The following is a 17,684-nucleotide window of genomic DNA, read 5'->3' as shown; positions in this document are numbered from 1 at the left end:
GGGCGGTCAGCTCTCGAGACGCACCTCGTCAGGAGACTTGTCCGGCCGCAGCCCCCGCCACCGGGAGTGACGCAGGATGCCGCCCGGCGACCAGTTCGCGAACTCGACCTCGCCGACCAGCTCCGGCCGCACCCACAGCGCGTCGGAGAAATCGGGGGCGGGGACCTGCAGTGCGGCCTTCTTCACACGCAGCGGCTCGAGCTGCGAGGAGAGGTCGCGCAGCATCCGGTCGGTGAATCCGGTACCGACCCGGCCGACGTAGCGCAGCCCGCCTTCCGACTCCGGTGAGGGGACAGCGAGCAGCAGCGAGCCGATGCCGCTGCGACGGGCGCCCTGACCGGGGCGGATGCCGACGATGACGACCTCCTGCGCGTGCGTCTGCTTGAGCTTCAGCCACGACCCCGACCGGCGGCCCGGCCGGTACCGGGACTCCGGGTCTTTGGCGACCACGCCCTCCAGGCCGAACTCCCGGCTCGCGTCGATCGCCGCCTCGAGGTTGTCGAACACCGGTGGCACCTGCACCGGCGCGTCCACGTCGGCGGCGAGCTGCTCGAGCAGCTCGCGCCGTTGACGCAGCGGCATGCCGGTGACGTCGTATCCGTCGAGGCGCAGCAGATCGAAGAGCATGTAGACGATCGGCGTGCGCACGACCTCCCGCTCGATCTCGCGGCCTTTGGTGAGGTGCATCCGGTTCTGCAGCCGTGCGAAGCTCGGACGGCCGTCGCTGTCGAAGGCGACGATCTCGCCGTCGACCACCGCGTCGGTGGCCGGCAGGTGCGGGGCGCCGTCGGCAGTGAGCTCGGGATAGCGTGCGGTGATGTCGGTGCCGCTGCGGGCGCGCAGGCTGAACCGGCCGACCCCGTCATCGCCGCGCTGCCAGGTGCCGACCGCGCGGATGCCGTCCCACTTGATCTCCGCCCAGGACGGATCGCTGAGCGAACGAGCGAGCCCCGGCGTGCCGGACTCGGACAGCATCGGCGGGATGAACGATGGGAGCGGGGCGGCTCCCGCGCTCTTGTCCTGTGCGGGGCGAGACGGCTTCTCGGGGCGGGACGGCTTCTCGGAGCGAGACGGCTTCTCGGAGCGAGACGGGTTCTCGGGGCGAGGAGGGGAGCGGTGACCGGCGTCAGGATGCGACTCCGCATCCTTCATCCGGTGCAGCAGCCACTGCGACTTCTCGCCCTCGCCGTTCATGCGGATCAGCGCGAGTCGTGCCGAGCCGAGCCTGCCGCCGGTCTGCCCGGTGAACGTGCCGATCACCTCGCTGTCGCGCCACTTCTCCAGGGAGACCGTGCCGGTGTCCCACACCGTCATGGAACCCGCACCGTACTCGCCGGTCGGGATCTCACCCTCGAAGGTGAGGTACTCGAGCGGGTGCGGCTCGGTCATCACCGCGAGATGGTTGCGATCAGCGGTCTCGGGCACGCCCTTCGGCACGGCCCAGCTGATGAGCACGCCGTCGCGTTCGATCCGCAGGTCGTAGTGCAGTCGGCTGGCGTGATGCTCCTGGATCACGAAGCGCGGCGCGCCGCCCGCGCCGGCATATGCCGTGCTGGGCATGGGCTCCGGCGTCTTCTTCGCGTCGCGTTTGGCCAGGTACGAGGTGAGCGCGGTGCTGGCCGGTGCGAGAGCCGCGAGCGGATCGACGCCGGCCTCCATCCGCTCCAGAACCTCGTGAAGTTCGAGGTGCCGCAGATCCGGGTCGTCGAGTTCGTCCCAGGTGCGCGGAGTCGCCACCCAGGGGCGCGCGCGACCGCGCAGCGAGTACGGGGCGATGGTGGTCTTCGAGGCGCTGTTCTGACTCCAGTCGATGAACACCTTGCCGCCGCGCTGCGACTTCGCCATGACGTGGGTGGCGAGGTCGGGGTGGTCGGCCTCGATCAGCCTGGCGAGCTCCTTCGCGACCGCCGAGACGTCGTCGCTCGACTGCAGGCCCGTGCCGTCGTCGCTGGTGGGCAGGCGGGCGTAGAGGTGGATGCCCTTGCTGCCGCTCGTGACCGGCATCGGCTCGAGGCCCATCCCGCCCAGGATGCCGCGGGCGATCCGCGCGATCTCCGCGCACTGCGCGAGGTCCGCGCCCGGACCGGGGTCGAGGTCGAGCACGAGGCGGTCGGGCATCCCGCGTCCGCCCGAGTGGGCGAAGCGCCACTGCGGGACGTGCAGCTCGAGGGCCGCGATCTGCGCGAACCACACCAGCGAGGCGACGTCATCGGCGAGCGGGTACTCCTTCGGCCCGTCGGAGTGCTCGATCGGCATCCGCCTGATCCAGTCGGGGGCGCCGCGCTCGAGCTGCTTGGTGAAGAAGCTCTCGCCCGGCGCATCCGCCGTGCCGACGCCGTCTACCCACCGCTTGCGCGTGACGGGGCGGCCGCGCATGTGCGGCAGCATGAGCGGCGCGATCTGCGAGTAGTACGCGATCACCTCGCCCTTGGTCGTGCCCGTCTCCGGGTAGACCACCTTGTCGAGGTTGGTGATGCGCAGGCGACGGCCGTCGATCTGAACGACCTGCTCGCCGGATGCCATGGGGCCAGGCTACTGGGCATCCGCAAGCCCCTCGCGGCAGCAGGGCGGCCTGGTGTTCACTATGGGCATGAGAAGCATCTGGAAGGGCGCCCTGACGTTCGGACTCGTGAACGTCCCGGTGAAGGTGTACTCCGCGACCGAGGATCACGACGTGCCGCTGCATCAGGTGCACCACGAGGACGGCGGGCGCATCCGCTACCAGCGCGTCTGCGAGATCGACGGTCAGCCGGTCGAGTACGCCGACATCGACCGTGCGTATGTCGAGGACGGGCAGACGATCGTGCTCACCAAAGACGACCTGGCCTCCCTTCCGGCCGAGAAGAGCCGCGAGATCGACGTCGTCGAGTTCGTGCCCAGCGAGCAGGTCGACCTGCTGACGCTCGACAAGGCGTACTACCTCGAGCCCGACTCGAAGTCGCCGAAGGCCTACGTGCTGCTGCGCAAGACCCTCGAGCAGACCGACCGCACTGCGATCGTGCGCTTCACGCTGCGGCAGAAGACCCGGCTCGCCGCTCTGCGCGTGCGCGGCGACGTGCTCGTGCTGCAGACGCTGCTGTGGTCGGATGAGGTGCGCGAGGCTGCGTTCCCCGCGCTGGACGAGGACGTGAGGATCAGCAAGAAGGAGCTCGAGATGTCGGCGGCTCTCGTCGAGAGCTATTCGAGCGACTTCGACCCGGAGGAGTTCGTCGACGAGTACCAGAAGGAGCTGCGCACCCTCATCGACGCGAAGATCGAGGCGGGGGAGGGCTTCGACGCCGCGGAGACCTTCGGCGACGAGGGCAAGCCCGAGAAGGGCGGCGAGGTCATCGACCTGATGGAGGCGCTGCGCGCCAGCGTCGAGCGCACCAAGGCGGCCAGGAAGGGCGGCAAGGTGGCGGCGGCGGATGCGGAGGACGCCGAGGACGCGACCGAGGACGAGGACGCGGACGACGAGAAGCCCGCGTCGAAGAAGAAGTCATCGGCGACGAAGAAGGCAGCCGCGAAGAAGGCGGCTCCGAAGAAGAGGGCGGGCTGACGGCGGGATCCTCAGCCGGCGCGCAGACTCAGTGCTTGCCGTCGCCGTCGAGGTCGGGTGCGCGGTCGAAGACCTCGGAGTCCAGTTTCAGCGCGTTCGCCTCGGCAGCATCCGTGTCGACGTCCTCACCGCGGGCGGCGGCCTTCTTCGCCTTGTGCCGCTCGACGAGGTAGTGCCAGAGCGTCACGACCCCGGTGCCGCCCACGGCGAGCAGCAGGATGATGTCGATGTAGTCGACGACGAGGTCGCGGATCCAGGGGATGTATGCGATCACGTAGCCCATCATCGTCAGGCCGAAGCCCCACAGCAGCGCGCCGATCAGGTTGAACAGCGAGTACCGCTTCCACGGCATGTGGCCCACGCCCGCGGCGACCGGGGCGAAGGTGCGCACGATCGGCACGAAGCGGGCGAGGATGATCGTGATGCCGCCGAAGCGGTCGAAGAACGCATTGGTGCGCTCGACGTTCTTCACGCTGAACAGACCCGACTCCTTGCGCTCGAACACGGCCGGGCCGCCCTTGTGCCCGATGAGGTAGCCCACCTCGCCGCCCACGAAGGCGGCGAGGGCGATGAGCAGCGAGACCACCCAGATGTTCAGGCCGAAGATGTCGCTGGTGTGCGTGAGCAGACCCGAGATGACGAGCAGCGTGTCACCGGGAAGCAGGAAGCCCACCAGCAGACCCGTCTCGGCGAAGACGATGAAGCAGACCACCGCGAGCGCCCAGGCGCCCGCGCCCTCGATGATGTTCGCCGGGTCGAGCCACGGGATCAGCGACATCGGAGCCTGAAGCATGGTGTGAAGCAAGTGAGTTCCCGTCGTTCGATATCGGCGGAGTGCTTGGGGGATGCTGTGCGGAAGATGGGACTTGAACCCACACGCCCGGGGGCACAGGAACCTAAATCCTGCGTGTCTACCGATTCCACCACTTCCGCGCGCTCCTGAGTCTAGCGATCGGGTCCGTCGGGTTTTCCGTAGATCTGCCCATAGGAACGTGGACTGGTCCACTGTGGATAACTTCCGCGCCGGATGGCCGATCTCTGTCAGGATGCCCGCGTGAGTCATCCGTCCGTCGCCGTCGCCGAGAGGGTCCGTCGGCGCCTGCGCCTGGAGAACACCGATCCCTCGGCCCGGCCTGACGAGGCCCGTCGGATCGCACAGCTGGAGGTGCGCAGGCACAACGACCTGGCGCTGCAGCGCGGCGAGGCGATGATCGATGACGAGCAGGCGCTCGTGCGGGATGTGCTGGCATCCGTCTCGGGTTTCGGCGCCCTGCAGCCGCTTCTCGACGACCCGGAGATCGAGGAGATCTGGCTCAACGGCCCTGACGGTGTTTCACTATTTGGCAATGACCCCTGTTCAGACAGCCCAGAGCGGCGTAGAACCTTACGTGAAGCCATCCCAGCGACCCCGAGCCGTCGTAGCTGCCCGCGTCTCAGTCGATGACTTCGGCAAGGGCAAGCGAACCAAGGAAGAACAGGCGCGCGAGGCGTCGATCTCCATAGAGTCCCAGGTGACTCCCGGCCTCGCGCTGGCCGACCACGCGGGATACGAACTCGTGTGTGAACCGCTCGTTGACGACGGCGTATCCGGGTTCAAGGGAGCGGAGCGAGCCGGGTTCGACAAGCTCATGCGGCTCATCGTTGGCGGTCACGTCGATGTCGTCATCTGCCGGGCCGTTGACCGGCTCGGGCGCAACGACGTGGACAACTCGGCAATCCGCATCGCGGCCACGAAGGCGGGCGTCCGGTTCCATCTGCTGACGGGCGGCATCATCGACCCCGGCGAGTCGGGCGGCAAGCTGAGCCTCCAGATGATGCAGAGCGTCGCTGAGTACCAGAGCGCACTGAAGTCTGAGACGCTGCGGAACGTCTACGAAGGCATGAGGGCCAAGGGCACGCTGCGCGCTACGACCAAGACGTTCGGCTGGCAGTGGGAGAAAGGGAAGCCCGAGCGGTCGATGCTCGCGGAGCCGGTCGAGCGCGCCGCCATCCAGCGGGCCTATCGTGACCTACTGAACTTGGATGACAACTACGTGAAGCGCCAGAACGGCACGGCGGCATCGCTCTACTCGATCATCCAGCGATGGAACAGCGACCCCGCTCTGACGCCCGTGCGGCGCGCCAAGGCCTGGAGTTACGCGAGCGTGCGGGCTGCGCTGCTGCGCCCATCCAACGCGGGATACGTAACTGACGGCGCGGGCGGGTGGCTCACGAGCGCCGACGACGACGGCCAGCCCATCCGAGGCCAGTGGGAAGCGCTCGTGCCTGAGGCCGTCTACTTGGAGGCCCGCGCCCTGCTGACGAGCGCCGCCCGTCGCACGGCTCCAGGGCGCAAGTCGGCGTATCTGGCCTCAGGCATCGTCAAGTGCGGCGTCTGCGGCGATGTGCTCCGCTCCAGCACTATCCAAGGCAAGAGAGACGAGCACGACGAGCGCATCCCGATCTATCGGTGCGTGTCCAAGCTCGCGTTCGTGGCGGACCCCGGCAAGCGGCACGTCAGCGCCCGAATCACCGATCACGAACTGACGACGAAAGACCCCGCTACGGGAAAGCCTCGGATCTCGCGCGGTCTGGATTGGGCGGTGAGAGAGGCCGCTGTGGCGGCGTTCGCGTTCGGCCCTGAGAACCTGTTCCCTCAGTTCACGCCCGACCTGACGAACGCCGTCTATGCCGAGCTAGAGCGCGTAGAGGCGGCTATCCGAGAGATTGGCCTAGCGCTGGAGGACGGAGCGAAGTACGCGAGTGTGGGGCCGAACCTGAAACGCCAAGAGGCGCGCAAGGCGAAGTTGCTGCAGGAACTCGGGACGGCTGCGGCCAGCGAGGCCCAGGGGGCCATGCTGACGGACATCCGGCACGGCGTCCGCCGAGCGGGACGCGTAGATGTCGCGGCGTTCGCGGAATACAGGGCAGAGCTGGGGCGGACGTTCGATGCGCTCCCGATTGAGCAACGCCGCGAGTTGGTTCGCGCCCTGCTGGATATAACAGTGCTCCCGCTTGGACCCAAGGTGTACGGTGCGCGCCGTTGGCGCATCATTCACAAGGTCGTGACGAGTCTCAACGTTCACGAGGTACAAGACGCGCCGTGACACCTCACAACACCGTCACGATGGATCTTGGGAAATCGGTTCTGTCCCCGTACGTCACCGGTCGGTTGGAGGTCGCATAGTGCCGCTAAGCGAGCCGCACGGCCTCGCACGCGCTGCATGTCCAGTAGTGGCCTTTGATGCCCTCGGAAGGCCGCATGCGCTCCAGTGAGCCGCACGCCTCGCACCGAGGTCCATCGAGCCGGTCGAGCGCTCCGGCATCTACTGGAACGTTGGCGTACGCCGGATCGAGTGGCGGCAACTCGTCGTCGGAGTCCATGGCACGAGCCTAATGACCGCCAGTTCCTGCCCCAGCCTGGACCCACGGTCCGGTGCATGGCGCGCGTGTCTTGCTCCGTCGATCCCGCTCAGAGCGCCGATAGGTTGAAAGTGGTCAACTTTCAAGGGAGCGCCTGCGTGCCTACTATTCACGATGTCCTCGATGAGCTGCGCTCAATTGCGTACGACGAGCGCGACAAGGGTGCTCGTTTCGAGAAGTTGATGCAGGCCTACCTGAAGACCGAGCCGCAGTACTACGAGCTGTACGACGAAGTGTGGCTGTGGGCCGAATACCCGCGTCGCGACGGACGCACAGACACGGGGATCGACCTGGTGGCTCGTGAGCGCGCCACAGGGGCGCACACGGCCATTCAGGCGAAGTTCTTCGCCCCGACGACCCAGGTGACGAAACCGATGCTGGACTCGTTCCTTGCGGCCTCCAGCAAGAACTATGACGGTGCTCCCGAGTTCTCGGCACGGATGGTTGTCTCGACCTCAGACAACTGGGGCAGGAACGCCGAAGACGCGGTCGAGAATCAGAATCCACCCGTCTCGCGCCTCCGCGTGCAGGACCTGGACGACTCATCCATCAACTGGTCGCAGTTCTCTCTGCAGCGTCCTGGCGAGCTGACGAAGAAGCCGCAGAAGAAGCCTTTCCCTCACCAGGAGAAGGCGATCACCAATGTGATCAACAGATTCGGAACGGCGAATCGCGGGAAGCTGATCATGGCCTGCGGAACAGGGAAGAGCTATACGAGCCTGAACATCATGGAACGGCTCGTCCCTGCCGGTGGCACGGTTCTGGTCCTCGTGCCCTCCATCGCGTTGCTCTCGCAGCTGCTGAAAGAGTGGACGATCGAGGCGTCGCGCCCGCTGCGGTCGTTCGCGGTGTGCTCCGACGTGTCGGTCGGGAAACGCAAGAACGAGGAAGATACCCCGGTGGTGGATCTCGCCTACCCGGCGACCACGAACCCCGAGCGGCTTATCGCGAAGTACAAGGTTCACCCCGATGATCCCGAGACGGTGACGGTGGTGTTCTCCACGTACCAGAGCATTGATGTCGTCGCGCAGGCGCAGAAGCTCGGGCTGCCCGAGTTCGATCTCATCGTGTGCGACGAGGCGCACCGGACCACTGGTGTGACTCTCGCTGGTGAAGAAGAATCCGCCTTCGTTCGCGTCCACGACCAGGACTACATCCACGGCAAGAAGCGCCTGTACATGACCGCGACGCCGAAGATCTACGCCGACTCGTCCCGCAGCAAGGCCGAGGAAGCCGGAGCCGTCCTGACAGACATGAACAACACCGAGTTCTACGGGGAAGAGTTCCACCGGCTCGGGTTCGGCGAGGCCGTCAACATCGGCAGACTGACCGACTACAAGGTCCTCGTGCTCGCCGTAGACGAGAGCTACGTCTCCAAGCGATTCCAGCGTCTCCTCGCCGATGAGGACAATGAGCTGACCCTCGATGACGCCGCCAAGATCGTCGGCTGCTGGAACGGCCTCTCCAAGCGCGCGCTCACGCAGGACGAGTTCAAGCTGGACCCGGAGCCGATGAAGCGCGCCGTCGCGTTCGCTCGGAACATCGCGGAGTCAAAGAAGATTTCGCAGCTCTTCGAGCACGTCGTCTCCCGCGAAATCGAGCTGATCGACTCCGGGGAAGAAGATTCTCAGAACCTCGTCACTGTCGAGGCCGAGCACGTCGATGGCACCTACAACGTGCTGCTGCGCAACGAGAAGCTCGACTGGCTGAAGGAAGACCCCGGCGAGGGAAACGCTCGCCTGCTGACGAACGCCCGCTGCCTCTCCGAGGGCGTCGATGTCCCTGCGCTCGATGCCGTGATGTTCCTGAACCCTCGCGACTCCGTTGTGGACGTGGTCCAGTCGGTCGGTCGCGTCATGCGGAAGCTCGAAGGCAAGAAGTACGGTTACGTGATCCTTCCGATCGGTGTCCCCGCCGACGTGGACCCCGCGACGGCTCTTTCTGACAACAAGAAGTACCGCGTGGTGTGGCAGGTGCTGCAGGCGCTCAGAGCGCACGACGAACGCTTCGATGCTGAGGTCAACAAGATCGACCTCACGAAGAAGACCGACAAGCTCCAGGTCGGGATCATCGGCAAGAAGGGCACCTCGCAGGAGAGGGACACCTCCTCCACCGGAACCGACCACGGCGCGGTCATGCTCGACTTCCCCGAGCTGGACCAGTGGCGCGAAGCCATCCTCGCCAAGATCGTTGAACGCGTTGGCGAGCGCCGCTATTGGGAGACCTGGGCTAAGGATGTCGTAGGCATCGCTGAGGACCATATCGCCCGTATCACTGCCCTCGTGGAGGGATCAGACGCGACGCTCCGCGTCGAGTTCCAACGCTTCCTCAAGGGCTTGCAGGACAACCTCAACCCCTACATCTCCGAGCGAGACGCCATCGAAATGCTGTCTCAGCACCTCATCACTAAGCCCGTCTTCGACGCGCTCTTCGAGGGCTACTCCTTCTCGGATCACAACCCCGTCTCCCTCGTCATGCAAGGCATGATCGATGCCCTCGAAGGCCAGCACGTGGAGAAGGAGACGAAACGGCTCGCGAAGTTCTACGACTCCGTCCGTACCCGAGCGGAGGGGATCACCGACGCGGCTGCTAAGCAGACCATCGTCAAGGAACTGTACGAGAAATTCTTCCGCACGGCCTTCAGCGGCACGAGCGACCGTCTCGGAATCGTCTACACGCCTAACGAGATCGTGGACTTCATCATCCAGTCCGTGGACGACGCGCTGAAGGCCGAGTTCGGCGCGTCAATATCTGACGAAGGCGTTCACATCCTCGATCCGTTCACCGGAACCGGCACCTTCATCGTCCGACTGCTCCAGTCAGGACTGATCAAGCCGGAAGATCTCGCCCGCAAGTACCGGTACGAGCTACACGCCAACGAGATTGTCCTGCTGGCGTACTACGTCGCAGCCATCAACATCGAGGAGACGTACCACGCCCTCACCAGCGGGGAGTACGAGCCGTTCAACGGCATCGTCTTGACGGACACATTCCAGATGAACGAGGACGACGACGAACTCGATGGTGGCGGAATCTTCCCCGAGAACAACGAGCGTGTTGAGGCACAGAAAGCTCTTGACATCCGTGTGGTTATCGGCAACCCACCGTATTCCAAGGGTCAAGAGTCCGGCAATGAGAGCAATCAGAATCTCAGGTATCCGACCCTAGACGCGCGAGTAGCTGAGACGTACTCATCTGAGCGCGGCCGAGGTGGGAACAACGCCGTATACGACAGTTACGTTCGCGCGATCCGTTGGGCGTCGGACCGAGTCGGACACCACGGCATTGTGGCGTTCGTCTCGAATGGCGGCTTCATTGATGGCACGACAGCATCCGAGATGCGTCAACGCCTAATGAAGGAGTTCTCTAGCCTCTACGTTTTCAACCTGCGTGGCAATGCTCGAACTTCGGGCGAGCAGCGCCGCAAGGAGAAAGACAACGTGTTCGGTCAGGGGTCAAGGACAACGGTCGCGCTGTTCCTCTTCGTCAAGAATCGACATGCTGGCCGTCCGACAACGCTGAAGTATAGGGATATCGGAGACTACCTGAGCCGTGAGGAGAAGCTGCAGATTGTGAAGGCCGCGGGTTCCTATGCGGCGGTTGACTGGGAGGAGATCACCCCAAATGCGGCGGGCGACTGGATCAACCAGCGTTCTGACCACTTCACCTCTTTCCCGGCCATCGGGTCGAAACGTGCGGAAGACGCTGGTGGCATCACCTACTTCGAAAGCTACAGCCGAGGCTTGGAGACGGGTCGGGACGCATGGGTATACAACCAGGCACGTACCGCTCTCCTTCGGAACGTGCGGCTCCTGGCGGGCCACTTTAACCGTCTCGTGACCGAGGCGGTGGCCTATGTTGCGGATCACCCGGGCGCATCCGCGAAGGAGGCTGCTGCTGCAGTGTTTGACCCTGATCCCAAGAAGATTAGCTGGACTCTCAGTCTCAGGAACCGACTCGCTTCGGGGAGGAAGGTAGAGGTAGACGAGTCCCGGGTCGTTCGAGCCGAGTACCGGCCGTTCAGCGGAACCAACGTCTACTTCGACCGGCAGGTTAACCACATTGTGGGTCGGCTTCCGCTCATGTTCCCGACACCGGATGCGGAGAACATGGGGATGTATCTCACTGCTCCAGGGTCGGGCCATCCCTTCTCGCTTTTTGCGGTGCGCTCTATCCCTGATCTGGCGTTCTGGGGATCTGGCAGCGGCCAGTTCTTTCCGAGGTACACCTACAACGAGGCGAGCATCGAGGATTCGCTCTTCATTGGCCTGGGAGAAGACCACGATCACGAGCATCGCGCGGACAACCTGACCGACGCCATTCTCGCTGACTACCGACGCTCCTTTGGGGCGGCGGTCACGAAGGACGACGTGTTCTTCTACATCTACGGAGTCCTGCACAGCCCGGACTACCGGACGCGGTTCGCTGCGGACCTTGCGAAGACGTTGCCGCGGATTCCGAAGGTGGCGGACTTTGCCGCGTTCGTCGAGGCTGGTCGCAAGCTCGCAAATCTGCATCTCAACTACGAAACAGTCGAGCCTTATCCGATTGTTGAGTCGCGGTCTGATTTCGCGAGCGACCGAGTCGAGAAGATGCGCTACCTAAAGAAGGGGCGGACAACCGATAAGACGACGATCATCTACAACTCCGACATCACCATCTCCGGTATCCCGGAGGAAGCGCAAGAGTACATGCTCGGCTCCCGCTCTGCACTGGACTGGATTGTCGAGCGTTACCAGGTCAAGACTGACAAGGTATCTGGGATCGTTAACGACCCTAACGATTGGGCAGAGGAGCAGGGAGACTCCCGATACATCCTCGATCTGATCGCGCGGATCGTGACCGTGAGTGTGGAGACAGTGAATATCGTGAAGTCACTGCCCGCGCTGGACATCATCGAGTAGGTGACGCAGGGATGCTCCGAGCGATATCACTCGATTCCACTTTCAGGGCGCTGGCGACCCAACCATTTACCGGCTCGAGTCCAACGTGTGTTCTAGGCAAGCGGACGGTGATCTATGGCCGGAACGGCAGCGGAAAGACCACTTTCTCGGAGGCTCTTAGGCTAGCCGCGCACGGTGGTGAGGCTGATGGTTCCGTCGTGACTGCCGCGATACGGAAGGATGGAGCGAACTCGTCGGTTCGACTTGACGAACGCAACTTCCCATGGCGTGTGTTCGTCTACAACCGACACTATGTGCAGGATTCCCTCGGCCTATTCCTTGATGGCTCCGGTGGTTCACCGACAATTCTGAAGATCGGCGCGGCGAACGTCGCGGCGACCTCGGAGCTTTTCGCGGCGAGAGCGCACCTGGATGTGCTCCGAGGACGTGGGGATGCTCTCATCGCGACTCGAAGAACGCTGGAGCGCGAACGTACCGCGCTAGAACGTCAGGTCAAGGGTGACATCATCGCCGCGCTAAGCGCGAGCGACCCAGCACGCTACAACACGACCACGTTCCAGGTCACCAGAGTACGGACTCTACTCGCCGACGCGTCCCTCGTGGTGCTGACGGATGAATATCTAGTGCGGGAAGTTGCTGCTGCATCCGCCGCCGTCGTGTCGCCAACCGACAAGCTCGTGCCCTGGCCCGCGTTGGCCAGCGATCTAAGGCGCATGATCAATGACGAACTGCTTAGCCTGCCGGTCGAGTCGGAAGTGCTTCCTCGCCTCAACGAGGACCGTCTCCTATCGGCCTGGGTGGAGGCCGGACTTCAAGTCCACCGTGCTGGGGACACATGCAAGTTCTGCAGCGCGGGGACGCTCACAACTGAAGTGCTGGAGTCTTACCACCTCCATTTCAGTGAGGCAATGAACAACCTACGCGCCCGACTCCAGAAGGCGTTGGAGTATTTGGACGAGAGGGCGAGCAAGATCGCTCAGTGGAACGCGGCTCTGCCGGATTCGGCCGCATTTCTCAGCGACTTTCGCGCGCGCTACGAGCTGGCAAAGGACGCAGCCCTCCAGACGAGCGAACGAACCCTCTCTCAGATCAAGCTCGCGATGGAGCGCATCGCGGCGCGGCTCGCTGACCCGCTTGTCCCGCTTCCAACGGAACAACGACTCCACGATGAATTCACAACCTTCGATACCGTCGAGCTTGATCTGGTCATCCAGGAGAATCGTGACGCCTGCGATGAGCAGGGCGACCGCAAAGCACTGGCACAGAAGACTGTCGAAGAGCACTACTCAGCTGTTGAAGGGCCCGCGTATCGCCGTCTACTCGACCGTCTGAAGCGCGTGGAAAGAGCTGAGGCGGCGGTCGAGCGCCGAGCGGCCGCACTCAGGCTCACGATTACACGGCTAGAGCAGTCACAGGACGACACCTCCCGGATGGCAATCGAAATCGATGCCGACGTTCGCAACCACTTCGGACACAAGCATCTGCGCATTGAAGTCTCAGACGACGGCAAGGGGTACGTCGTGCTTCGAGACTCCACACCCGCAACCAGGCTCAGCGAAGGCGAGCGGAATGCCATCGCGTTTGCCTATTTCCTGCGGACTTTGGACGCTGACGGCGTTGACCCATCGAAGTCCATCGTCGTAATCGACGATCCCGTAACCAGCATGGATAAGGAATCGCTGTTCGCTGGCTTCGCGCTCGCCGAGGAACGCACTAAGGACTTCGCCCAAGTCATGGTTCTCACTCATGACTACGAGTACTTCCGCTTGCAGCTTCGTCAGCGCAGGAATGCGCGCAAGGCCTCGACTCAGAGGATTCGAGAGGGCAACGCGAACGAAATTGCCTTCCCAGCCGTCGCTGTCCTGGAGATGGTAGCCACGCTCGACCGCACCACCGGTCAGCGCACGAGTGGCCTCCGCCCGATGCCCGGTAGTCTCATCCGGCACCCGAGCGAGTATCACTACCTCTTCTTCAGAGTCGGACACTCTGTCCTAACCAGTGATGCTGAGACGCTCCCGCTGATGGGGAATGCGGCGCGACGCCTACTCGAAGGGTTCATTTCCTTTCGGGCACCGGCCTTTGATGACTTCCAGCAGAAGGTCGATGCGATCCAGCGGGCGGAGAATCTGGACCCCGTACTTGCACGCCGCATCGTGAAGTTCTTGCACGGCATGTCGCACCGCGAGGAACCGTGCCCTACCTCCGCGCTCGACTTTCCCTCGATCGAGCAGGAACTCTGCGCATCGCTCGAATTCATGCATCTCGCGGATCACAAGCACTTCAAGGACATGTGCAAGGCGGTGGAACTGGACTATCTGAGCCTGGTCGGAGCACTCCAGTCCGTGAGCGACTCGGAGTAGCACGTTCGTTTCCGATGAGTCGTGTCTTCTCAGGCGACCGTTAGGCAGCGCCGAGAGCGCGATAGACCGATGCCCTCGACACCTTCTGGTTGGACACGATGTAACCGATCGTCTTACCAGCCGCTCGGAGTGCCCGGATCGCGTCCACGGTGTCCGGTGTAAGCGCTGTTTTCGGGCGTACTCGCTTTATCCCGTTGGCGTCTCGTGCAGCGCGGGCTTCAGCGGCACGCTCATTGATGTTCTCGCGTTCCCACTCGGCGATGGCAGCCATGATCGTGAGGATCAACTTTCCCGTGATGCCCTCGAACTGCTCGCCGGGCTTTAGCGAACGCACCTCGACTCCTCTGGATGCCAGTTCCTCGATGGTTTGGAGGATGTGTAGCGTTGTGCGTCCGAACCTGTCGAGGGATGAGACGACGACGCTGTCGCCTGGACGCACCTGCTTCAGTAGCTTGTCGAACTCGGGGCGGCTCGCGTACTTGCCGCTCATCTTGTCCTCGAAGATCCGGTCCTCCGGTATCCCCGCGTCGTGCAACACCTTCGTCTGTCGTTCGTACGACTGTTTGACGCTGGACACTCGTCGGTAGCCGAACGTGTAACTGGTCGCCGTCTCTGCCATAGGCACCTCCTGGAGCTGGGTGTATCAACTAATGTGAATGATACTCAGCGCCTGAGACATGTATCAATTGATGTGAAGAATCCTCAATTTGAGACACTCATGGCCGACCTCAGCGCCGTCTCGCCTGGCAAGGTCGCTGAGACGGCAACTGCAATCCGACGAGCGGATGGATTCTATGTGTGCACCAGTTCCCCGCAATGAGGGCAGGTCAGCTCGGCGTCCAACTCTGCCGCGTCGTCGTCTATCCCCCGCAAGCCTTGAAGGCACGAGTCGAGAAACGTAGCCTTGTCGGAAGCCGCCCACGTCCTGTCGAATGTGAACGCCTCACGTAGAAGAGGCACAACGCCGAACGCGAGATCCTGCATGGCTTGCGGGCCGATGACAGCGCGGCTCATCACAGCTGCGTACTGGCTCCCCTTCGCATTGACCGAGAAGCCGCCCTCCTTGAAGAGTTCGAAATCGAGGTAGGCGTTCGTCTCGTCGTAGATGACGACGAGTTTTGCAGGGCCGAACCGAATCGAGTCGTTGGTTATCAGCGCCAGCAACTCGCGGCGGCTTAGATCAACGCCATGGGACAGGTTGGCTCCACGCGACAGCACATCCTGGCTCGTTATCTCGCGAATCTTGTCGAGTTTCAGACCGGTGGCCACCTGTGGGTTCGCGGCGGATCGGTGGAGGAGCCACATGAAGATATCCGAGTCGATGAGATCTAGCGGCGAGCTGTCCATCTGCACGAGGGCGGAATTATCAATGGCCAGCACGAGAGATTCGAGCGCGGGCTTGACCGTCTGCTGCTCGATCCAGTTCCTCGTGGAGATCACGACCATGAGCGTGTCTGCATCGACCCGGCTGAACATGAAATCCACGGCCCGCAGACGGTGGGTCTGCTGCGGGGTTGCAGCGGTTCCCAGTGCGCGGCGCATCCCAGGGTCTGCCGCCCAGAAGTACAAACGTCCGAGGAGGCGTTCCGGGTACAGGTTGCCGCTTGGAGGGTCCACCTGGGGCGTGCTGAGCTGCGGCGGAGGCGAGATCGTGTTCAGTAGCGCCGTGTCGTCGTATATGGAACTCCACCCAGGCTGCATCGCCGCATGACTGGGGCGCTGCTGCGTCATCTCGTGCTGGAGCTGCTGAAGAGTGACGTTCGTCTTGATGCTGGCAACCCAGACAGACAAGTGTCCGGAGGTGAAATTAGCCACGTGTGACCTTCCTAATCTTGCGTACGGACGGGTGGACCCAAACGAGCAGACGCGCCAGCCAAGTAGATATGAAATGGTCGGTAGTGACCTCGAACCGTAGTTTCGCGTCGAACTCCGATCGGGTGATCTCGTCCCAACTCAGATCGAGGTCGAAGGGCACATCGTTGACGGGATGCTTGGGCCTACTCGGCTGCACAGAAATGGTCTGACCGTGACGCTGCACGAAATTGTTCTCGCTCTGAAGCACCATCTGTAACTCCGCCTGGCTCGCCTCTATCTCGACGCGCAACCTGCTGCGAACGAAGCCACGAAGAATGGCACGCCCGACGTACGTGGGTGTATTCCGCTGAACCAGAATCGAGTATGTCTGACCCGGCTGGCCTGGTCGCGCCTCGATAGTCAGAGTTGGCCCCTCTTCCTCCGGCCCCTCTGCGATCTCGCGCCACGAGAAGTGAATCTGCGTCGTGGGGTTCACGAGTTGAAAGAGTCCCCATGTAAGGCCAGCCGATATCGCTACTCCGATAATCCCCCGCAGCCATTCCGGGAGCGCTGAGAACCATGAGGACACGGCGGGGTCGAGAAGCACGAAGCCAAAACACGCGATAGCGATGCGGAGGAAGTCGTAGAAAGCCTTCACGACAGACGGAGGGCCTTCCACGCGGATGTGAGGAACGAACGGAGCCTCGACTCATCGTTCGTTAGGAGCACTCCCCGGCGACGAATCTCGATCCTGATACCGGGGTGCAGGTACAACTCGACACCGTTAAGGAAAACGTTCGGGAAGTCGCGGCGGAGGAGGAGCTGCAGTCCGTACTGGCCACGTTCCTGGAAAGCTTCCACGAGCTGTTCTGACCACTCGTCCTGCTCGGGCTGCGCGATGAGGTCGTGACGGCGGTCCACGAGCTGGAACCGCATAACTCGAAATCCCTCGGCTGCGGCGTACTCCGCGATCTTGATGATCTCGGGAGACCCCAATTGAGGAGCGAATCCCCCCTCTACCTCGGATGCGACTACCCAGGGGGGACGAGCTTGCGGGTTGCGAACGATTTCGACCTCGTGCGCGACCTGTGCGGCCTGGGCGTAGTCGAACGAGTGGTTAGAGGCTTGCAACGCGTCGCGCACGTCGTGCAACACAGCTTGCAATGCCCCCATGGTCGAATCATGCACTACGCCAGGTCACCCCCATTCACACCACGCTGATCGAACCACATCTCCGCTGCCTCTGACATAACGCCTTCACAATGAGAAAGCACGGTTCGTACGGCGAAGTCGTCAGCCGCCGTGGCGCTTCCCCCACCATCGATCATCCCAGAATCCGGCGACGCGGCCCAGGGCGAGACGGCGTAGTCCGCGCGCGTGTTGCTACCGTCGCGCAGCCGAACTCGGGGCTAGGTGCCTCGGAGGAATGTGGTGCCGATGTAGCGGACTAGCCGTAGCCAAGCCCTGCGCGAGAAGGTCGCGAGCATCACGAGAAGGAGCGGCCCGAACCACCAGTGAGTGAGAACGTTGGCCCAGAGTGCCTGCCCAATGGCGACAAGTCCGTCCCAGCGCGCCTCCCACATCATGTCTCGCAGTTGTGACCAGTCGATCATCAGCTCTCCTCTCTGCTCTACATGTAACAGGAGGGACCGACATCACGCCGAGATGCGCGGCCGGTGAGTTTGC

At 63.2% G+C, this 17,684-nt stretch carries 11 protein-coding genes and 1 tRNA gene; 5 read left to right on the top strand and 7 right to left on the bottom strand.

Annotated features, from left to right (window positions below):
• Window positions 1–6: 6 nt before the first annotated feature.
• Window positions 7–2,523, bottom strand: coding sequence for an ATP-dependent DNA ligase (locus ACIPV2_RS13180; protein ID WP_400841966.1), 2,517 nt, complete (start codon window positions 2,521–2,523; stop codon window positions 7–9).
• Window positions 2,524–2,590: 67 nt separating this feature from the next.
• Here ACIPV2_RS13180 and ACIPV2_RS13175 point away from each other — a divergent pair, with 67 nt between their 5' ends.
• Complete coding sequence (locus tag ACIPV2_RS13175) at window positions 2,591–3,538, top strand: Ku protein (RefSeq protein WP_400841964.1); 948 nt, start codon at window positions 2,591–2,593, stop codon at window positions 3,536–3,538.
• Between the two features lie 28 nt (window positions 3,539–3,566).
• Here ACIPV2_RS13175 and ACIPV2_RS13170 read toward each other — a convergent pair whose 3' ends face one another.
• Both ACIPV2_RS13170 and ACIPV2_RS13165 read right to left on the bottom strand, forming a co-directional pair.
• Window positions 3,567–4,331 carry a DedA family protein gene (locus ACIPV2_RS13170; protein ID WP_400841962.1) on the bottom strand — a complete coding sequence of 255 codons (765 nt, stop codon included), beginning with the start codon at window positions 4,329–4,331 and terminating at the stop codon, window positions 3,567–3,569.
• A gap of 58 nt (window positions 4,332–4,389) precedes the next feature.
• Window positions 4,390–4,471: transfer RNA gene (locus tag ACIPV2_RS13165), tRNA-Leu, on the bottom strand.
• A gap of 121 nt (window positions 4,472–4,592) precedes the next feature.
• Here ACIPV2_RS13165 and ACIPV2_RS13160 point away from each other — a divergent pair.
• The 4 genes from ACIPV2_RS13160 (at window position 4,593) to ACIPV2_RS13145 (ending at window position 14,204) form a co-directional block, all read left to right on the top strand.
• Window positions 4,593–4,982, top strand: a complete 390-nt coding sequence (locus ACIPV2_RS13160) for a hypothetical protein (protein ID WP_400841960.1) — start codon at window positions 4,593–4,595, stop codon at window positions 4,980–4,982.
• Window positions 4,927–6,624, top strand: coding sequence for a recombinase family protein (locus ACIPV2_RS13155; RefSeq protein ID WP_400841958.1), 1,698 nt, complete (start codon window positions 4,927–4,929; stop codon window positions 6,622–6,624). Before ACIPV2_RS13160 ends, ACIPV2_RS13155 begins: the two co-directional genes overlap by 56 nt.
• Before the next feature lie 414 nt (window positions 6,625–7,038).
• Window positions 7,039–11,844 (top strand): DEAD/DEAH box helicase, encoded by a 4,806-nt coding sequence (locus ACIPV2_RS13150; RefSeq protein ID WP_400841956.1) that lies wholly within the window; start codon window positions 7,039–7,041, stop codon window positions 11,842–11,844.
• An 11-nt stretch (window positions 11,845–11,855) separates the two neighbouring features.
• Entirely contained in the window at window positions 11,856–14,204 is a 2,349-nt protein-coding gene (locus ACIPV2_RS13145; RefSeq protein ID WP_400841951.1) for an AAA family ATPase, read from the top strand.
• 40 nt (window positions 14,205–14,244) lie between these two features.
• Here ACIPV2_RS13145 and ACIPV2_RS13140 read toward each other — a convergent pair whose 3' ends face one another.
• The 4 genes from ACIPV2_RS13140 to ACIPV2_RS13125 all read right to left on the bottom strand — a co-directional run bounded on the left by ACIPV2_RS13140 (window position 14,245) and on the right by ACIPV2_RS13125 (window position 17,171).
• Window positions 14,245–14,823: a recombinase family protein gene (locus tag ACIPV2_RS13140; protein WP_400841949.1), complete on the bottom strand. Its 579-nt coding sequence runs from the start codon at window positions 14,821–14,823 to the stop codon at window positions 14,245–14,247.
• 173 nt (window positions 14,824–14,996) lie between these two features.
• On the bottom strand, window positions 14,997–16,019 hold the full coding sequence (locus ACIPV2_RS13135) for a hypothetical protein (RefSeq protein ID WP_400841947.1): 1,023 nt from the start codon (window positions 16,017–16,019) through the stop codon (window positions 14,997–14,999).
• On the bottom strand, window positions 16,012–16,656 hold the full coding sequence (locus ACIPV2_RS13130; protein ID WP_400841945.1) for a hypothetical protein: 645 nt from the start codon (window positions 16,654–16,656) through the stop codon (window positions 16,012–16,014). The genes ACIPV2_RS13135 and ACIPV2_RS13130 overlap by 8 nt, the downstream gene beginning before the upstream one ends.
• Complete coding sequence (locus ACIPV2_RS13125; RefSeq protein WP_400841943.1) at window positions 16,653–17,171, bottom strand: hypothetical protein; 519 nt, start codon at window positions 17,169–17,171, stop codon at window positions 16,653–16,655. The genes ACIPV2_RS13130 and ACIPV2_RS13125 overlap by 4 nt, the downstream gene beginning before the upstream one ends.
• Window positions 17,172–17,684 lie beyond the last annotated feature (513 nt).

This window comes from Microbacterium sp. NPDC089987, assembly GCF_044748505.1.
GTDB lineage: Bacteria > Actinomycetota > Actinomycetes > Actinomycetales > Microbacteriaceae > Microbacterium.
The sequence above is the reverse complement of the archived record's forward strand: the minus strand, read 5'-3'. Positions and strand labels throughout refer to the sequence as shown.

What these genes read in the sequence shown, in the direction of transcription:
- ACIPV2_RS13145 (WP_400841951.1), top strand. Translation starts at nt 11,856, where the DNA reads ATGCTCCGAGCGATATCACTCGATTCCACTTTCAGGGCGCTGGCGACC.
- ACIPV2_RS13175 (WP_400841964.1), top strand. Translation starts at nt 2,591, where the DNA reads ATGAGAAGCATCTGGAAGGGCGCCCTGACGTTCGGACTCGTGAACGTC.
- ACIPV2_RS13140 (WP_400841949.1), bottom strand. Translation starts at nt 14,823, where the DNA reads ATGGCAGAGACGGCGACCAGTTACACGTTCGGCTACCGACGAGTGTCC.
- ACIPV2_RS13170 (WP_400841962.1), bottom strand. Translation starts at nt 4,331, where the DNA reads ATGCTTCAGGCTCCGATGTCGCTGATCCCGTGGCTCGACCCGGCGAAC.
- ACIPV2_RS13180 (WP_400841966.1), bottom strand. Translation starts at nt 2,523, where the DNA reads ATGGCATCCGGCGAGCAGGTCGTTCAGATCGACGGCCGTCGCCTGCGC.
- ACIPV2_RS13125 (WP_400841943.1), bottom strand. Translation starts at nt 17,171, where the DNA reads ATGGGGGCATTGCAAGCTGTGTTGCACGACGTGCGCGACGCGTTGCAA.